A 15,390-nucleotide genomic window follows, 5' to 3' on the forward strand; every position below is an offset into this window, starting at 1 on the left:
GTACATTCGCCTGGCTTGGCCGATGCAGGCGACTGGCCAAGGATTGGGAAAAATCAATCGCTTCCGCTGAAGCCTGGATGCTTATTGCCCATATCCGCATTCTCACGCGGAGGATCGCAAGGTACCATGTTTATTGAGTTCTTTTCGAGCCAGGCTCTTAGATGTTAGCCGATCGTCATCCGTCGTAGCACATCCGTTTTCCAGTAGAACTGGTGAACCAATACACCCATTACATGAGCACCGACCACTGCCCACAGGGCAACTTTTAGAATGTCGGCATGAACCCCACCCGCGCTGTTGTGGCCGAGATAATACGAGGCCATCCCCGTAACCGGCATCGCCAGGAGAAGGACATAGAGGACAACGTGCGCGACTTTAGCGGCCAATCGGAAGATCGGAGGCTCGTTCGATGTAGAAGGGGGTGCACCTTGGTAGAGGCGAAGGACAAGACGCAAAAACACAAGAAGCAGTATCCCAATGCCAACATAAGCATGAACGTTGGCGCTGGCGATTTGATCAGCAGTTGCTGAGCCGGTTCGCCTCATGCTGCGGTGCCATTCATTCATGCCATCGGGCAGCAGCAGATTGAAGAAGACGAGCGCCGCCGTTAGCCAATGAAGAATGCGCTGCGGAATGGAAAAAGTGTTTATTTCGGATGATTGCAATGGAGCTGTACCCCTGTCGCTGCCGTCCACGATATGGGCGCTCGACAGTTTCGCGATCACCCATACCACTTGTTGCTAGTCTGTGACCGTCAGCACGGCATGCATGCCCGCGTCGTAGTGGCCCTTGATATTGCAGACCAGCAGATAAGCGCCCGGAGCGAGCTTCGCCTTCAGCGTGCCATCTGCACCCGGCTTCAATTCGGACACCTCGCCCATACTTTTCAAGTGCTTCTCGTCAATGCGCTTTTTCGCATCAAGATACGGTATTTTTTGATCGGCTGACTTCAGCTTGACCAGCACCATTTCGTGCTCTTCGGTCATGGCATCGTTGTGGACCATAAAGGTCGTTTCGCCCGCCTTCACGGTCGATTGGTCAAGCGTCAACGTCATCGGGCCAGCGCCTTCTCCGCCCTCAACGACTTTGACGACGGTGGCAGCGAATGACGGGGTGGCAATGCAGGCTAGGGCAATGGCGGCGGCAATGGTGTATCTGGTAAATCGCATATGGTGTTCACCTTTTTTGATTGAGCCCGGGTGAATGCATATGAACGGATCCTGACAGAGGACTGAACATGGTCCTCTCAACTGGGTTCAAGGGTGGGACACCCTCCCGCGACTACATCTTCTTCTACGTCAAAAACGCCCTGAGGGGACTACGGCACGCTGCCGGGCGCCGCCTGGAGCGCGTCCGGACCGTGCAGGTCCCCGTCTGCAAAGATGGCAGTACTTTGATGGCAGGACGTCATAATACAATTGCGCGGAGGCTGGTCAATTCGACCCTGCGCATCAGGTTCTGGTGGAAATCTGACGGGCGCGAGCTGCGGTGCAATTGTCACAGCCATAATCGCCGGAGAGCAGCTTTAAGCCGCGAGGCCGTCCGGGAGCCGACCGGTCCGCCGCCGCGTCGTCGCATCGCTCGTCCGCCAACCTTCTAATGATCGGCTAATTTCACACCGCTACTCATGCCGCTCGATACGGGTTTTGACTTGCGACTTCAAAATAGCAGGCGCGCTGGCATGGACTTACTACTGACGACTTGGATCAACGGCCTGTCGGGGCAAATCGACGCCGTTGATCATCTTATGATCCTCGTATCGATGATTGGCATCCCCGTTATGGTGGCCGGTGTTGCCGGACAATGGTGGATCGGGCCGGACAGGACCTATATTCGCCACGTTGCCGTCGCCGCAGGTCTTTCGTTTATGATCGGCCTTGGCGTCAACCAGATCATTCTGTTGTTCTTCGCGCGGTCGCGCCCATACGAGGCAGGACTAACGCAGCTCCTTATCGATCGGACCTCCGATCCTTCCTTTCCGTCCGACCACGCGACCGCCGGATTTGCTATCGCTGCGACCTTCCTGCTGCACGGTGTTTCAGGCCGAGGGGTCGTCTTCATGACGGCCGCCTGCCTCATTGCCTTTTCCAGAGTGTATATGGGGACCCACTATGCCAGCGACGTCGTGGGCGGAGCGATCATCGGCACAGCTTCCGCAGGGTTGGTAATGGCAATTTACAGACCCGGAAGCCGGATCGATCGCCTCGTCAACAGCATCCTTTGACCGGCGATGACAGTCGAATAATCGACGTACTCATAGATGGGTCCGCCAGCATGGGAAAACTCAAAGAAGCTGGTCCGCCGACATCCATCCAGACAGCCAGCTTTCAGGGAATCGTCAGGTGGAGCACTTACCAAAGGTCGTTGCTTGTGTCTGGCAGTGGAAATCGGCCCCGCACCCCGTGGATCGAGCTCGACTGGACATCCCGCACCTGCCGCCCTTCCGCCGCCGGAGCGCTGATATCACCTGCCGCCTAGTCCCTTATTGCCAGGATGCCGATGACTGAATTTGCTGCAATCATCTCCACGATCACTGCTTCGTTCCTGGGCTCGTTCGTCGAGGTCGTCGAGGCATTCACGATCATACTGGCTGTCGGCGTGACGCAGAGCTGGCGGCCCGCCTTTGTCGGCACCGCGATGGCGTTGGCGGTGCTTGCTGCGCTGGTCGTCGCCCTCGGCCCGCTGCTCGCCCTCGTGCCAATCGACCTCATGAGATTGATAGTCGGGACGCTGCTCGTGCTCTTCGGCCTACGGTGGCTGCGAAAGGCGATTTTAAGAGCATCGGGCTTCATCGCGCTTCACGACGAGGAGAAGGCGTTCGCCGCAGAAACGGACGCCCTAAGGCGCCAGGCGGCGCAAAAACGCGCGGATTTCCTTGCAGGGATTGCCGCCTTCAAAGCAGTCCTGCTGGAAGGCATCGAGGTGGTTTTCATCGTCATCGCGGTAGGAACTGGGCACGGCATGATCGGTTATGCGAGCCTCGGGGCCGCAGCCGCTTGCCTCTTGGTCTTGATCCTCGGCCTGCTGATACACAAGCCATTGTCGACTGTTCCCGAAAACACTCTCAAGTTCGTGGTGGGCCTGCTGCTCAGCGCATTCGGGATCTTCTGGGTGGGCGAAGGTTTCGGCGCTGAATGGCCGGGCGCCGACGTCTCGCTGCTTGCTATCCTTGCGCTCCTAGCGGTGTTCGCCTTCGCCGCCGTGCGGCTGCTTCGCCAGTATTTCAACTACCACTCGAAGGTTGCGGCACAATGAAGTACCTGAAGATTGCGTTCGGCGAGATCGTCGGAATGTTTATCGACGACGGCGCCTTGGCGCTGGCCGCCTTCCTCCTAATCCTGGCGCTGTCGGCCGCCGTGAAGCTCGGTTTGTTGGATCCCCTGCCCGCCGCCTTTCTACTCTTGGCCGGCTGCGTCGCCATCGTCGCAGAAAGCCTGATCAGGTCAGCAAGAAATCGCCTTCCCCCGAAGAGATAGTTGAGTGCGGTGAAAGCGCTTCGATCCAAGCTGTAGCGTCTACGCGGCTCTTGAGCGAGTCGCTCAAGAGCCGCGTAGACGAGCCGCGAGACGGTGGGGCACTAACGCGCGGATGGGGGAACGGGGCTCTCCCGCCTATTTCACGTTCTTCACAAACTCCGTGGTATAGGTTTTGGACAGATCGATCTGTTTGCCTTGAACGTTCTTGGAGAAAGTGGACAGCACGGCAAGCACAGTCTTCGGACCGTCTTCTGGCATGATCCCATCAGGCGTGAACATTGCTTTGCCGGCATCCAGAGCCTTGACATAGCCTTCCTTGTCTCCGACGTAGAAATCCTTCGGCATCTTATCGGCAATTTCCGCCGCCGAGTGCGTATTGATGAATTTCAGCGTCTTGACGAAGGCGTTGGCAAGCTTCTGCACATCATCCTTGTGCGCTTCGGCCCATGAGGTTTCCATGTAGAGAGACGCGGCTGGATACGTTCCTCCGAGCGCGGCCCTCGTGTTCTCCTTGGAGCGCATGTCGACAAGTATCTTCGCCTCGCCCGTCTTGAGCAGGCGCGTGATCGTTGGTTCGGTCGTCATGCCAGCCTGGATCTTGTCCTGCTGCATCGCCGCGATGAATGTCCCTCCGGCGCCGACCGGAATCGATGTGAAGTCGCCGAGCGCCAAGCCGTTCTTTACACCGAGGTACTGGGTGAGGAAGTTGGTAGACGATCCCAATCCGGTGACGCCGAGGTTCTTGCCCTTGAAATCCGCGGGAGACTTGATTTCCGGATGCTTGGCCGAAACCAATTCGACTTCGCCGGGCGCCTGGCTGAACTGGACGATGGATTCGACGAACTTGCCCTTGCTCTGCAGATCGATGCAGTGGTCGTAAAAGCCGACGACACCCTGGACCGCGCCCGCAAGCATTTCGTTCTCGGCGTCAACGCCGGCGGCTTCGTTGACCAGGTCTACGTCCAGCCCTTCGTCCTTGAAATAGCCGAGCTGTTCTGCAAGCTTCGCCGGTAGATATATCTGCTTTTCGTATCCGCCCACGATGATGGTGATCTTTTCGGCGGCGTGAGCGTAGCCAACGCTGGATATCGCCGCCCCGGCAGCGAGCGCCAAGGCGATGTTGGTACGGTAAAAACTGCGCGTAAAACGCATTGAGCATTCCTCCCCTTGATCTGTCGTCGCCGCGATGCGGGTTCGACGCCTGCATCCTCCTCGATGCAGCTTCACGCTATCCTCACCGAGCTTTCAGTCAGCTTTCAGCCAGGCATTGCGTCATTCCGCATAGGTGTTCCGACTTAGCGCAGAATTAGTGACTGGCTCGGGCCGTTAGCTTGCGTTCAAGGAGCGCCGGACAGGGCTGTGGCCGCCGCCCCTTGAACGTCCGCAGGGAGCTTTTGCTACTGCCCTGTGGAAGTCGCGGGCTGAATGTGCGACACGCGGGTCTTGCCGGAAGCCGATGTCGAATAGGTGATCCGGATCTGCTCCCCGACGTGCAATGTTTCAGCTTCTATCCCTTCGGGAAGGTTGAACGTCTTTCCGTCGGACAAGGTGACAGCGTCGGCTTTCTTGTTGACCGACGTGATCGTTCCCGTCGCCTCTTTCGCGAAGGCGCCTGTCGCCGTCCCGGCAACGAGTCCAAGTGTCATAGCGAGCACTGCTTTCTTCATTTTGCAACTCCGTTTGGCTCCGATATTGCCGGACGACGTCAAAGCTGAATGTCTCCGGCACGCCTCTCGTCTTGAGAGTACAACAACACCTTGAACTACGAACTTTGGCGGCGCTTTGCGTGGTCCTTACAAATGTGTAAGCGGATCAGAGGTCACGCAGTCGGCCGACATCGATACGAAGCATCGACATGACCAGGACGATTGCGGCCGCTATGGAAGCGGCAACGCATCCGACCACGGTCGCAAGATAGGCCCAGGGAACAACAAGCGCGTCCGGCGGAGGATCGAAGATTCCGGTCAGCAGCTTCACCAGCACCCAGGCGGCCGAAAACCCCCAAAGCAACCCGAATATGCTTCCGCCAACAAACGTGACTAGGCCCTCGCTCCACAGGAAGGCGCCGAGCTGTTTCGGCTTGGCCCCGATCGCGTGCAAGATTGCGAACGACCGGCGCCGCTCGAGAATACTGAGCACGAATATCAGCCCTGCCGCTCCGGCGGCAGTCAGTACCGCGAACCCAAGCTCGATCATCGTGAGGCTGCGCAGGTCGACCGCAACCAAACTGGAACCGATCAGCTGAGCGGCCTGGCCGATGTCAGTGACCTTCAGCGACGGATCCGCGCCAAGCTCCGCCCTTACACGGCTTGCCACCGCCGCAGGATCGCCAACGGTGAGCATCAAGACGTACTCCTCTTGCGGTGAGCCTGTCGACGCCGCCACATAAGCCGCGTTGGCAACGAGAAACGAATCCCTTGGAGCGGTCGGAAATTCCCGGACCACGCCGACGAACTTAAAACCGACCGATTGGTATTGGTGGTCGGCAGAGTTCATCAGCCTCAGCTTGATGTCATCTCCCTCCTGCAGTTGGAAATCCTGAACCGTCTCTTCCGACACGAGCACCCCGTTAGGGGTCGATGCCAGCCGTCGAAGCGCGACATCCGCGTCTCCGTCGCTAAAAAATGTACCGGACAGTTGGGCCACGCGACCGATACGGTCTGCATCGATACCGAAAAGGTCCTGTAGGTCCGTTCCAACGTACGCGAAGCGGTGTTGCATTGGTTCGACGTCTTCCACACCGGGAATGGCGGCAAGTGCGGGGGCGTAGGCGCCGGCCGGACTTTGGACAGTGCCGAACACGGTGACGTCAGAGCCGTTCGTGAGTTGGGCGTCGAGGCGCGCTTGCGCTTCGTAGGTGGCGTTGAAAACGGCCGTGGATGCCGCGAATGCTATCGCGACAGCCGTCGCCGCTATTCCGACGGCCAGTGACGTCGATTGCCTGGAGAGCGTTGCAGCGACGATCGGCGCGAGACGACCGGAAAATGGCGAGACCAGGATGTTCAGGATGGGACCGTTGCTTCGGATGACGTAGCTGCACACGCGAATGACGAGAAGCGTCACGGAGATCCACGAAAGGGCCGGCGCGACAAACGCCTTGTAGTCGACCGAAGTCGCGGCGACCCCCTCGGTGGCAAGTACAATCTGATACCCGGTGCTTTCGGACTGCCAAAAGAAAAAGGCGGCGATCGCCAGCAGAGCCACATCCAGCCAGAGGCGTTTCCACAACGGCGGCGAAGGCCTCGTCAGAGCGAGCCGTGACGCGTTCACGGTCATACCTCTTGCGTTCCTCCACGCCGGAGGAACGTAGCTTGCAATTGCTAGGAGAACGCCGACCAGGATCGCCGCGAACAGTGCGCGAGGATGCTGTCCCGGCGCTTCAAGGCCGGGCGCGGAAAAGGCTAGAAGCGCCGCAAACAAGACCCCCGTCGCCGCACCAACTCCCCCTGCGACCAACGCCTCGCCAATTGCAAGAGCAACGACTGTCGCCGGCGACGCCCCCCGCACACGCAAAAGGGCTTGCTCCCTTCGTCGGCGCGCGCCCCCTGCAGCAACGACGGCGAAGCTGAGGGCAGCCGCGAGAGCTATTCCGGGTGCCCCAAGGAAGAGAAAGAGCACCGTCGCATAAAGAGCGTCTTCGCGAACCGCATCCAGGCGTGCGGCGAGATTGTCAGCAACCAGCGCCCTGCCTGCCAAACGGGATTCCAAGTTGCGCTCCGCCGATGTGACGTATGCAAAGGCAGAAACGGGATCAGCCGGCAAGTTGGCGCGCCCAAGGCGAATATGCCACTGGTTTCGCTCCGTAAGCGGCGTAGCGACGCCGTCCAAAAAAAGCTGTTGCCGTTCGCTGGGCGGAAAAATCAGCACGTTGTCAGGCGGCGCCTGCGGGCCAGCATCAGGCGTCTTGCCGACCGCCTGGAAGAGCGCGTCGGCATCGGGAAGATCGACGACACCAGAAACTTTCACGCTTACCGGCGCAAGGCCAGTGCGCTCGATGGTGACCGTTCCGCCAGGCGCTATGTGGAGGTTGGCCGCCGTTTGCTGAGCGATGAGGATCCCGCTCGCATCGCCCGAAAGCATCCGCATTTCCGCCGGGAAATCCTTAAGGTAGGTTTCATCGATGGTCACGACCTGACCGGGACCCGTACGCTGCGTCGTCTGGCCCGTTCGTGCCTCGAACCCGGCCGCGTCCAGATAGCGGACCCTGTGGACCGTCTCGACGGCATCCGTCTCCGATATCTCCTTCCCGATGTCATCTACCTCAGCACCGGCTTCGGCTTGGACCTGCCAATCAAGCGAAACAACCGAAATGGCTCGGCTCGTCATGGAAATCTTGGCCGCTGCCAGAAAGCTCGCAAGCGTCACGATAAAGGTGACCGTCAAGGCAATCCCAATGGATGCGGCCGCGATCTCCGCGAAACTGCGCAATATCTTGCCTCGAAGCCACAGCCGCAGGATCATGGCAGTTCCTCGCAGGTGAGAGATCCATGAACTATGGTCCATCTTGTGTTCATTCGTGCTGCGACAGCCTCGTCATGGGTTGCAAGAACGAGCGAACCGCCAGCCGCGTCCAGCCGTACTATAAGGGCGTCGAGAGCCGCCTGCGCGGTCACGCCATCAAGGAAACCTGTCGGTTCGTCGGCTAGTACCAGCGGCGGGCGGATAGCGAGCGCACGCGCCATCGCCACGCGCTGAGCTTGTCCGCTCGACAGTTCCTCCGGCAGCTTGTCGGCAATCTCGCGAAGGCCGAAAGCTCCAAGGAGGTCGAGCGGATCCTCACCGTCGACGCCGGCGAGCAACGACGGCAGCGTCACGTTCTGAAGAGCGGTGAGCGAGGGCAGCAAGCTCGGAGCCTGAAAGACCAGTCCCACCTTTTGCGGCCTTAGGTCGCTTGCCGAGCCAAGGGCGGGCCATTCGATACGTCCAGCTGTGGGATTGTCCATTCCAGCGAGAATGTGGAGCAGCGTCGACTTCCCGCTTCCCGATGCGCCGACCAACGCGATGCGCGCGCCCTCGGGAACGATGCAGTCCACATCTCGCAGCGCCATCGTTCGTGCTGCATCTCGAGTCTCGAACTCCCTGCAAATTCGCCTAGCGACGACTAGCGGCATCATCGATCGTCTTTCCGTCCCTGAGTGTGATGACACGGTCCGTGACTTGCGCCAGAGCGGGGCTGTGGGTCGCCAGGAGCGTGGCCTTGCCATCGGTCTTGCGCTTTAAAAGCAGATCGATCACGCGCTCTTCTGTTTCGCGGTCGACCTCGGCGGTGGGTTCGTCCGCTACGAGGATGGGGGGGTCAGCGATCAGCGCTGCAGCGAGGCCGGCGCGCGCGGCCTCTCCGCCCGAAAGCTCGGCTGGAAGTGCGTAGCGGCAATGACCAAGGCCCAGAGACGCCAGAAGACTGCCGACCTTCCTTGGTGCTGACCTGCGGGCGAGTGCGAGGGAAAGTTCGACATTTTCCTGCACGGTCAGATGCGGGAATAGGTTGTCCGATGCGAGTACGATACCGAACCCCGATCTGCGCGCTGCCGTCCGTTCGGCCTCCGATTTCCAGGTCAGCCGAACGCCGTTAAACTCGACGAACCCGCCATCCGGCCGATCCAGTCCGGCGACGCAGGCGAGCAATGTCGACTTTCCGCTTCCGGAGGGGCCAACGAACGCAAGAATTTCACCTGGCTTAAGGCTAAAACTGACGCCGCGCAACGCTGCCACTTCCTCCTCGCCTGTGTGGAAGAAGCGATACAGTTCATGCGCTCTCAGCGCATGCATCTCAATTCCACCGGAACGATTTCGACATCAGTTGCCATTGGTCGGCATTGTCGGCGCCTTTCGGCGCATAAAACTCAACGGTGACCAGCTTGCCGTCCTTGAAAAACAAAAAGCGCTCGTTCTCTAGACGGACCTGTTTGCCGGTGACGTCGTTCGGTTCCGAGTTCGACGTATAGACCACCCGGACGGCCCTTCCCGCGGGAAGCTTGGCGTATTCTACGGAAGTGACCTTCACCGCGCGCTCGGCCGACGCCAGGCGAGCAAGATAGTCGCTCCTTACCATCTCCACCGTTGGCGCCGAGTTTTCCGGCTCCGTGGAGACTATCACGCCGTCGAGCTTATCGACAAACGTCGACCCGCTGCTTTGGTCCGAGCGTGCCCATCCTTCGGGCACCTTGAGTAGAAATCCCGCCGGCGACGAAAAATCGATGAACACCTGAGTATCGGGGATATCGCCGGGAGGGTTCCTTTCGGCGGGCGCAGCCTTTTCCGCCGCGCGCGCGAGATCCACAGCTACAAAGAGAGACACCGATAAAGCCAAGGGCATGACCGCCACAAAGGCGATCCTACGTTCGAATTTGCGACGACGCTCAGGCATGGCGCATAACCTCCGTCCGACGATACACGCGGTGACGATAGGACTGGAACCTTGCAGAAGGTTCGCCAGGACTTTACGGATTGGTAATCTATTGTCGGCGCTTCGGTGGATTGTGGCTGGTTGTCTCCCTGTCAGCCCCAGGACTCGGGCGTCGCTCGGCTGATTGCCGCCGCTTGCACCCTTCTACAAAGGCAACCGAGCCGTCGTTCGAATAGAGAAGGTTTCGATGAGGCTGCGCAGTCCCGCCTCCTGGACGCGCTTGGCGGCTTCCGCAGAGGGAACCCATTCGATACGGCGTTTCCCACACTCCTTGAACGTCGTTGCCTGGGCGCTGACTTGGAGCGCATATACACGCACAAGGCCACGCAGACGCCGTTCTTCAGCTTCTTCAGATACGAGAATGTTCCGAGCGGTTCGGCTGCGATCGCCCCGATCATTCCAGCCTCCTCGAGCGCTTCCTGAGCGGCAACCTCGTGCGAAAGCTTTCCCGCCATCGGCCACCCTTTGGGGATCACCCAGCGGCCAGTCTCGCGGCTGGTTAGAAGCATCACCTCAAGCTCGCGCGATGTGTTCGTCCGATAGCATAGAGCGGCATACTGCTGTCTTGGCGGGCGCCGGAATATCAGTTTTATATCGCGGGCAACACGCATGAGCATCTTCAAATCGGGTCTACTTTCTCTCTCGGGCGGACAAGAGGTTCGGATTTCGGCGCATCGGCACGTTCGTGTGCCCGCGGCGGCAGCCGGCGGCCAGATCCAACCTGGGATCGCAGGCCTCGGTCACCACGGTGAACAGTAGGCAAAGAATTTCGCGGGAAGCGGTCTGGCGCGACGGCCGCGTACTATGTCATCAGACTGACATTGAACTGAAGGCTATCCGAAGAAGCGTGGAATGATTGCCGCTTGAAGGACTTGGGGTCGGCAAGTATCCGACTGGGCCGAGTGGCCCTCCAAGCGTCTCGACAACGGCGTCCCTAAGCTCCCCTTCATTTTCGCGGCGCAGTATGCGTTGAAGATGTGTGGGGCAGCGCAGTCTAGTTTGCGGTTCCCGCACCCCACGATCTTCGCGTGTCTCCTCCCCAAGCGGCCTCGCCTTTATGCGCGGTCGCTTCTTTTCCCTTAATGAGAGGCGGACGCAAACTCCACGACGCTCGCGAAGCCGGCACCATCTGGCCGATTGGACACCCGTAGAACGAGCCCATGGCGCTCCGCGATCGAGCGGGCGATCGCAAGGCCCAGACCGCTACCTTCCGCCTTTACGCCCGGACCGCGGAAGAAGCGCTCCGTCAAACGGTGAAGGAGATTGGGATCGACGCCAGGGCCGGTATCCACGACCGCCAGCCGCACGCCGTCGGCGCAATTCACGACAGAAATATCAATCGACCCGCCCGGCTCGGTATATCTGATCGAATTGTCGATCAAAATCTCAAGGAGGGTGCGAACATCCGGCACCGACGCGATCACCTCGACGGCCTCAAGCCGTGTGAAACCGATATCGATGCCCTTGTCGTCGGCAAGTGCGAGAAGCGACGAAACGACCTCTTTCGCCAGCTCATCCAAACGGACGCTTTCTTTCGAAGGAAGTTCCAGGCTGTCGTAGCGCGCGATGCGGAGGAGCTGAGTGGTCAGAGACGAAGCCCGACGAACGCTGCTTTGCAGTTCTACCAGCCGTTGATCCAGGTCGGTGCCGGACGAGGCTGTTCGAAGATTGCCAATCTGGATCGTGAGGGCCGCTAAAGGTGTTCGAAGTTCGTGGGCGGCGTCGGAAAGAAAGACACGTTGGCGGACGATCGCCTTCCGCAGATGTCCGAGAAGCGTGTTTATGGAAAGAACGAAGGGCATCACGTCCTGTGGTACGCCTTCGGTTCGGATCGGGGAATGATCGCCTGGATCGCGTGCTGCAACTTCCGCCGCGGAGCGCTGCAAGCGTCGGAACACGCGTCCAACTATCAATGAAACGATAACCCAGGACAACGGCACGGCGAGCGCGAACGGGAGGATCGCGCGCAGGGCGGCGTCCGCCGCCAGTTCGTGGCGAACCATGATTTGCTGTGCGACCTGCACGACCCGCCCCGGCGTGCGCATGGAAAACACTCGCCAACGACGGCCCCTCTCGTCATCGAACTCGGAAAAACCGGTGTGCGGCTGATCTGGAATCACGATCGTCGGATCGGAACTTTTTGCCGGTCTGCCGTCCGAATAGGTAACCTCGATGAGATAGTCATCTTCCGGATCATGCGGAGGCAATGCTGCGTCGCCGGGCGCGACGAAGGTCAGATCGCCGACATACCGGGCAATCTGGCGCTGCTGGAGGTCCAGGAATTCATTGCTTTCGCGGCTTGCGGAAAGATACGACACGACACCGACGACGCAAGCCAGCATCGTGAACACAGCGGCCATGGTAAGGGCTGTCGCTCGCCTCAAGGAGATCACGGTTTCGACACCATCCAACCGGCACCCCGTACGTTTCGAATGACATCCTTTCCGAAACGGCGCCTGATGTAGTAAATGAGGACATCCACCGCGTTGCTTTCAACCTCCTCGCCCCATCCGTACACGCGTTCCTCGATCTGCGAGCGCGACAATATTGTGCCTGGCCGCTCCATCAGCACGCGCATGAGGGCGAACTCCCTGTAAGGCAGCACCTCCGAAGTTTCCCTGTATCTGAGCTCGTGCGACGCCATATCCAGGCTTATTTCTGCGGTCCCAATAACCGAAGTTGAGTGGCCTGCCTGTCGTCTAAGGACGGCCCGAATGCGCGCTACGATCTCCACCACCTCGAACGGCTTGACGACGAAGTCATCAGCCCCGAGATCGAGCCCCTTCACGCGCGTTTCGACATCGTCGCGAGCGGTGATGATGACGATCGGCGTGGCAATACCACGGCTCCTGGCATCTCTTAAAACGTTGAGCCCATCGCCATCCGGCAGCCCCAAATCAAGGAGCGCCGCGGCGTGGCCGCCTGATGCGAGAGCGTCCAGGGCGGAATTTCCGTCCATCACCCAGTCGACACTCATGCCGGTATCGGAGAGCGCCCGGCGTAAACCGCTACCCACCATGGGGTCATCCTCTATTACAAGAATGCGCATCGATTGTCCTTCCGCGACGCTTGCCGCAGCAACCATCCCATTGGCATCCTGACCAGCCACATGAGGATCACCTCAGGAGATCTACGCCCACGACAGCGGAGCATCGGCCTTTGAAGCGTAAGGTCGTTACCGAAAGCCATGGCAGCCTAGGTCCTACTATCGGCGCGCAGGGAAGCGAACACAGGCGCATACAGATAGCTTAGGCTTCTTGCCGCCGTCGCAGTGATATGGTCGGAATCCAAATAGAGGGGTATTCCATTGCGATCCGCGTCGCAATGATCGGAGTGGCAAAAGGCGGGTAACGGATCGACTACCGTGGCGTGGTAGGTGGCGGCGTCCTCGGCTAGAATCGAACGACCCAGAGCCTGCCGCTTCATCACATATGACCAGGGAGGCGCTATATCCGTCGAGCCGCCGTCACGAACGGCTCTGGCAAGGGTGTCCGGCGCGAGCCGACCCATTTCCGGCACGTCCATCACCAGCACGACTTTGACACCGTTCTTGCGGAGGTCGGCTAGAGTGCTGTCGAGGCCCGCAGCTATGGCGGCCGAAAAGTCGCCGGTCGGTGGTTGCACGGAAGGATCGAACGCGATGCCCTGGTTCGGCAGTTCGGAATTGTGGACGTACTTCGTCCAATATGCCGCTAGGAAAACCAGCGATATATGCTCCCTCGCCACAAGCTCCCGCACGGCCTATTGAAGCCTTTGCACCGGCGCGTATCATTCGCTCCTGACAGCGTCACGTCTCCTGCCGGTGGGCACGAGGCGTGTCCGGCGAACAGGCCGTGTATCCCCTGCTCTGCCGCCGCCGTGTCGATGGCGGCGGCCATTGCAGCAGCATGGGAATCGCCCCAGACGAGAAACTGCGGCGAAGCACCGCTCGCTCCCATTGCGCACAACCTTCCGTCCTTGATATCGGAGACGGACGGCCCGTTATGGTCCGACACTGTGAAGCAGCCGGCCTCATAGAACCGTCCTTTGTCGAACGCCGCCGCGTAGACAGCTCGGGCTGCCGCTGGGAGACGTTCAGGCAGCCCGTTGCCGACGAGCACAAAGGCGCCCGTCGCCGCAGCAAGGCAGACGACGGAAGAGGCGCACGCAAACAACCGCCCCCGCGAAACCTGGATCGCGCGCGAGCGAAACGGCAATTCGATGTAGCGCCAAGAAACATAAGCCACACCGATCGACAGGATTACGATCGAGACGCCCTGCATTCTCGACAGGTCATGGCCGAAGAAATAGCGCGTGAAAACGATCATCGGCCAATGCCACAGATAGATCGAGTAGGACATCAGTCCGATAAAGACCATCGGCCCCGACGAAAGCACACGCGCAGCAAACCCGCCGCGCGCACTGGTATGGATGACAAGTGCGGTTCCGGTGCAGGCAATGAGAGCAGACAGCTCAGGAAAGGCAGTATCTCCGCGGAAAACGACGGCTGCAATAAGAACGAGGCCAAAAGCGCCAAGTAGGTTGCAAGTCCACGGCTTGCGTAGGGCGGGAAAGGCATTGAACGCAAGCAGCGCGCCGAACAACAGTTCCCAGACGCGATACTGGGCAAGATAGAAGGCCACGGTCGGGTCACGACCGGTTTCCACGACGCCCGCCGCGAGCGAAAAAAGCATGGCGGCAAGCATTATCGGAACGATGCGGCTTGGCGCGAACCTGTGGACCAGGATCATCGCAATGGGAAAGACGATGTAGAATTGCTCTTCAACCGCCAACGACCAGGTGTGCAGCAAGGGCTTGATCGAGGACTCAATGTCGAAATAGCCCGCCTCCTTCGCAAACTGGACGTTCGAAACAAACAGCGCGGCCGCTTTCAAGCTACGCGCGAAATAGATCAGTTCCGCAGGAGGAAACAGGATGAGCGCGATCACAGTCGAGGCCGCCAACATCGCAAACAGGGCCGGAAAAATCCTGCGGATGCGCCGCTCGTAGAAATCCCGCAGGCCGAACCCGCCGCTCTCGAGTTCAGTGCCGACCAATGACGCCATGAGGTATCCGGAAATAACGAAGAAGACGTCCACGCCAGCGAAGCCGCCGGCAAAACCTGGCAAGCCGGCATGAAACGACACGACCGACAGGACGGCGATGGCGCGCAGACCATCGATTTCGGGTCGATAACCTCGTGGGATCACAATGGGTTCGTGTTGACGATCCAGTGGCAGGCGATCTGACAATACCTCCAAAATTTGCGCTCGACCTCTCTGTCTCGCCAGCCCTGCGATGGTCCCTGATCGCTCGCGAAGTCCGAGGCGACTGGCTCCCTGGGCTTTAATAACGGCAGAGAGTGACGCGAAAATTAGGTGCTACCTGCCGTCAAGATCGCGCGCGACAACGCGCCTCGCAAAAATCGACCAGCATAGAAGGGCCCACCCAGCGCCGATCGCCCAGCCTGCAACGACGTCGCTCGGGTAGTGGACACCCAGATAGACGCGGCTGGTGCCGATGATAAGG

The 15,390-nt window shown here is 59.6% G+C and carries 16 protein-coding genes and 2 pseudogenes; 4 read left to right on the forward strand and 14 right to left on the reverse strand.

All coding sequences use genetic code 11. The features are described 5' to 3' along the window. A pseudogene (locus AB4048_RS27330) lies at positions 1 to 137 on the forward strand (IS5/IS1182 family transposase); the annotation flags it as partial. A 27-nt stretch (positions 138 to 164) separates the two neighbouring features. Here the strand turns inward: AB4048_RS27330 and AB4048_RS27335 are convergent. Then, positions 165 to 665 (reverse strand): cytochrome b, encoded by a 501-nt coding sequence (locus AB4048_RS27335; protein ID WP_442205129.1) that lies wholly within the window; start codon positions 663 to 665, stop codon positions 165 to 167. 75 nt (positions 666 to 740) lie between these two features. Further along, on the reverse strand, positions 741 to 1,169 hold the full coding sequence (locus AB4048_RS27340; RefSeq protein ID WP_442205116.1) for a plastocyanin/azurin family copper-binding protein: 429 nt from the start codon (positions 1,167 to 1,169) through the stop codon (positions 741 to 743). Positions 1,170 to 1,681: 512 nt separating this feature from the next. Here AB4048_RS27340 and AB4048_RS27345 point away from each other — a divergent pair. The 3 genes from AB4048_RS27345 to AB4048_RS27355 all read left to right on the forward strand — a co-directional run bounded on the left by AB4048_RS27345 (position 1,682) and on the right by AB4048_RS27355 (position 3,476). Beyond that, complete coding sequence (locus tag AB4048_RS27345) at positions 1,682 to 2,224, forward strand: phosphatase PAP2 family protein (protein ID WP_442205117.1); 543 nt, start codon at positions 1,682 to 1,684, stop codon at positions 2,222 to 2,224. 275 nt (positions 2,225 to 2,499) lie between these two features. Continuing rightward, a complete protein-coding gene (locus AB4048_RS27350; protein WP_442205118.1) occupies positions 2,500 to 3,255 on the forward strand; it encodes a COG4280 domain-containing protein in 756 nt (251 codons plus the stop codon). After that, on the forward strand, positions 3,252 to 3,476 hold the full coding sequence (locus AB4048_RS27355) for a hypothetical protein (RefSeq protein WP_442205119.1): 225 nt from the start codon (positions 3,252 to 3,254) through the stop codon (positions 3,474 to 3,476). Before AB4048_RS27350 ends, AB4048_RS27355 begins: the two co-directional genes overlap by 4 nt. A gap of 135 nt (positions 3,477 to 3,611) precedes the next feature. Here the strand turns inward: AB4048_RS27355 and AB4048_RS27360 are convergent, their stop codons facing one another. From AB4048_RS27360 to AB4048_RS27415, 12 genes and pseudogenes are all read right to left on the reverse strand, one after another. Then, positions 3,612 to 4,628, reverse strand: a complete 1,017-nt coding sequence (locus AB4048_RS27360; protein WP_442205120.1) for an ABC transporter substrate-binding protein — start codon at positions 4,626 to 4,628, stop codon at positions 3,612 to 3,614. A gap of 245 nt (positions 4,629 to 4,873) precedes the next feature. Beyond that, complete coding sequence (locus AB4048_RS27365; RefSeq protein WP_442205121.1) at positions 4,874 to 5,143, reverse strand: DUF1344 domain-containing protein; 270 nt, start codon at positions 5,141 to 5,143, stop codon at positions 4,874 to 4,876. A gap of 145 nt (positions 5,144 to 5,288) precedes the next feature. Beyond that, positions 5,289 to 7,937, reverse strand: a complete 2,649-nt coding sequence (locus AB4048_RS27370; RefSeq protein WP_442205122.1) for an FtsX-like permease family protein — start codon at positions 7,935 to 7,937, stop codon at positions 5,289 to 5,291. After that, a complete protein-coding gene (locus tag AB4048_RS27375; RefSeq protein ID WP_442205123.1) occupies positions 7,934 to 8,524 on the reverse strand; it encodes an ABC transporter ATP-binding protein in 591 nt (196 codons plus the stop codon). Before AB4048_RS27375 ends, AB4048_RS27370 begins: the two co-directional genes overlap by 4 nt. Before the next feature lie 43 nt (positions 8,525 to 8,567). Continuing rightward, positions 8,568 to 9,245, reverse strand: coding sequence for an ABC transporter ATP-binding protein (locus AB4048_RS27380; protein WP_442205124.1), 678 nt, complete (start codon positions 9,243 to 9,245; stop codon positions 8,568 to 8,570). A gap of 1 nt (position 9,246) precedes the next feature. Next, the gene (locus AB4048_RS27385) at positions 9,247 to 9,843 is read right to left on the reverse strand and encodes a hypothetical protein (protein ID WP_442205125.1); all 597 of its coding nucleotides are present in this window, start codon (positions 9,841 to 9,843) and stop codon (positions 9,247 to 9,249) included. 183 nt (positions 9,844 to 10,026) lie between these two features. After that, positions 10,027 to 10,505, reverse strand: a pseudogene (locus AB4048_RS27390) (NUDIX hydrolase). A gap of 456 nt (positions 10,506 to 10,961) precedes the next feature. Then, the gene (locus tag AB4048_RS27395) at positions 10,962 to 12,242 is read right to left on the reverse strand and encodes an ATP-binding protein (RefSeq protein WP_442205126.1); all 1,281 of its coding nucleotides are present in this window, start codon (positions 12,240 to 12,242) and stop codon (positions 10,962 to 10,964) included. A 29-nt stretch (positions 12,243 to 12,271) separates the two neighbouring features. Further along, positions 12,272 to 12,931, reverse strand: a complete 660-nt coding sequence (locus AB4048_RS27400) for a response regulator transcription factor (RefSeq protein WP_442205130.1) — start codon at positions 12,929 to 12,931, stop codon at positions 12,272 to 12,274. Between the two features lie 146 nt (positions 12,932 to 13,077). Then, positions 13,078 to 13,608: an SGNH hydrolase domain-containing protein gene (locus AB4048_RS27405; RefSeq protein ID WP_442205127.1), complete on the reverse strand. Its 531-nt coding sequence runs from the start codon at positions 13,606 to 13,608 to the stop codon at positions 13,078 to 13,080. Further along, on the reverse strand, positions 13,575 to 15,071 hold the full coding sequence (locus AB4048_RS27410; protein WP_442205128.1) for an acyltransferase family protein: 1,497 nt from the start codon (positions 15,069 to 15,071) through the stop codon (positions 13,575 to 13,577). Before AB4048_RS27410 ends, AB4048_RS27405 begins: the two co-directional genes overlap by 34 nt. Positions 15,072 to 15,242: 171 nt before the next feature. Next, positions 15,243 to 15,390: phosphatase PAP2 family protein (locus AB4048_RS27415; protein ID WP_442204882.1), on the reverse strand; the 148-nt coding region annotated here is incomplete at its 5' end.

This window comes from Rhizobium sp. RAF56, from assembly GCF_052113965.1.
Classification (GTDB): Bacteria; Pseudomonadota; Alphaproteobacteria; order Rhizobiales; family Rhizobiaceae; genus Rhizobium.

Coding starts and splice junctions, on each gene's coding strand:
- AB4048_RS27340 (WP_442205116.1), bottom strand. CDS start 1,169: ATGCGATTTACCAGATACACCATTGCCGCCGCCATTGCCCTAGCCTGC.
- AB4048_RS27345 (WP_442205117.1), top strand. CDS start 1,682: ATGGACTTACTACTGACGACTTGGATCAACGGCCTGTCGGGGCAAATC.
- AB4048_RS27350 (WP_442205118.1), top strand. CDS start 2,500: ATGACTGAATTTGCTGCAATCATCTCCACGATCACTGCTTCGTTCCTG.
- AB4048_RS27355 (WP_442205119.1), top strand. CDS start 3,252: ATGAAGTACCTGAAGATTGCGTTCGGCGAGATCGTCGGAATGTTTATC.
- AB4048_RS27360 (WP_442205120.1), bottom strand. CDS start 4,628: ATGCGTTTTACGCGCAGTTTTTACCGTACCAACATCGCCTTGGCGCTC.
- AB4048_RS27365 (WP_442205121.1), bottom strand. CDS start 5,143: ATGAAGAAAGCAGTGCTCGCTATGACACTTGGACTCGTTGCCGGGACG.
- AB4048_RS27370 (WP_442205122.1), bottom strand. CDS start 7,937: ATGATCCTGCGGCTGTGGCTTCGAGGCAAGATATTGCGCAGTTTCGCG.
- AB4048_RS27375 (WP_442205123.1), bottom strand. CDS start 8,524: ATGGCGCTGCGAGATGTGGACTGCATCGTTCCCGAGGGCGCGCGCATC.
- AB4048_RS27380 (WP_442205124.1), bottom strand. CDS start 9,245: ATGCATGCGCTGAGAGCGCATGAACTGTATCGCTTCTTCCACACAGGC.
- AB4048_RS27385 (WP_442205125.1), bottom strand. CDS start 9,843: ATGCCTGAGCGTCGTCGCAAATTCGAACGTAGGATCGCCTTTGTGGCG.
- AB4048_RS27395 (WP_442205126.1), bottom strand. CDS start 12,242: ATGGCCGCTGTGTTCACGATGCTGGCTTGCGTCGTCGGTGTCGTGTCG.
- AB4048_RS27400 (WP_442205130.1), bottom strand. CDS start 12,931: ATGCGCATTCTTGTAATAGAGGATGACCCCATGGTGGGTAGCGGTTTA.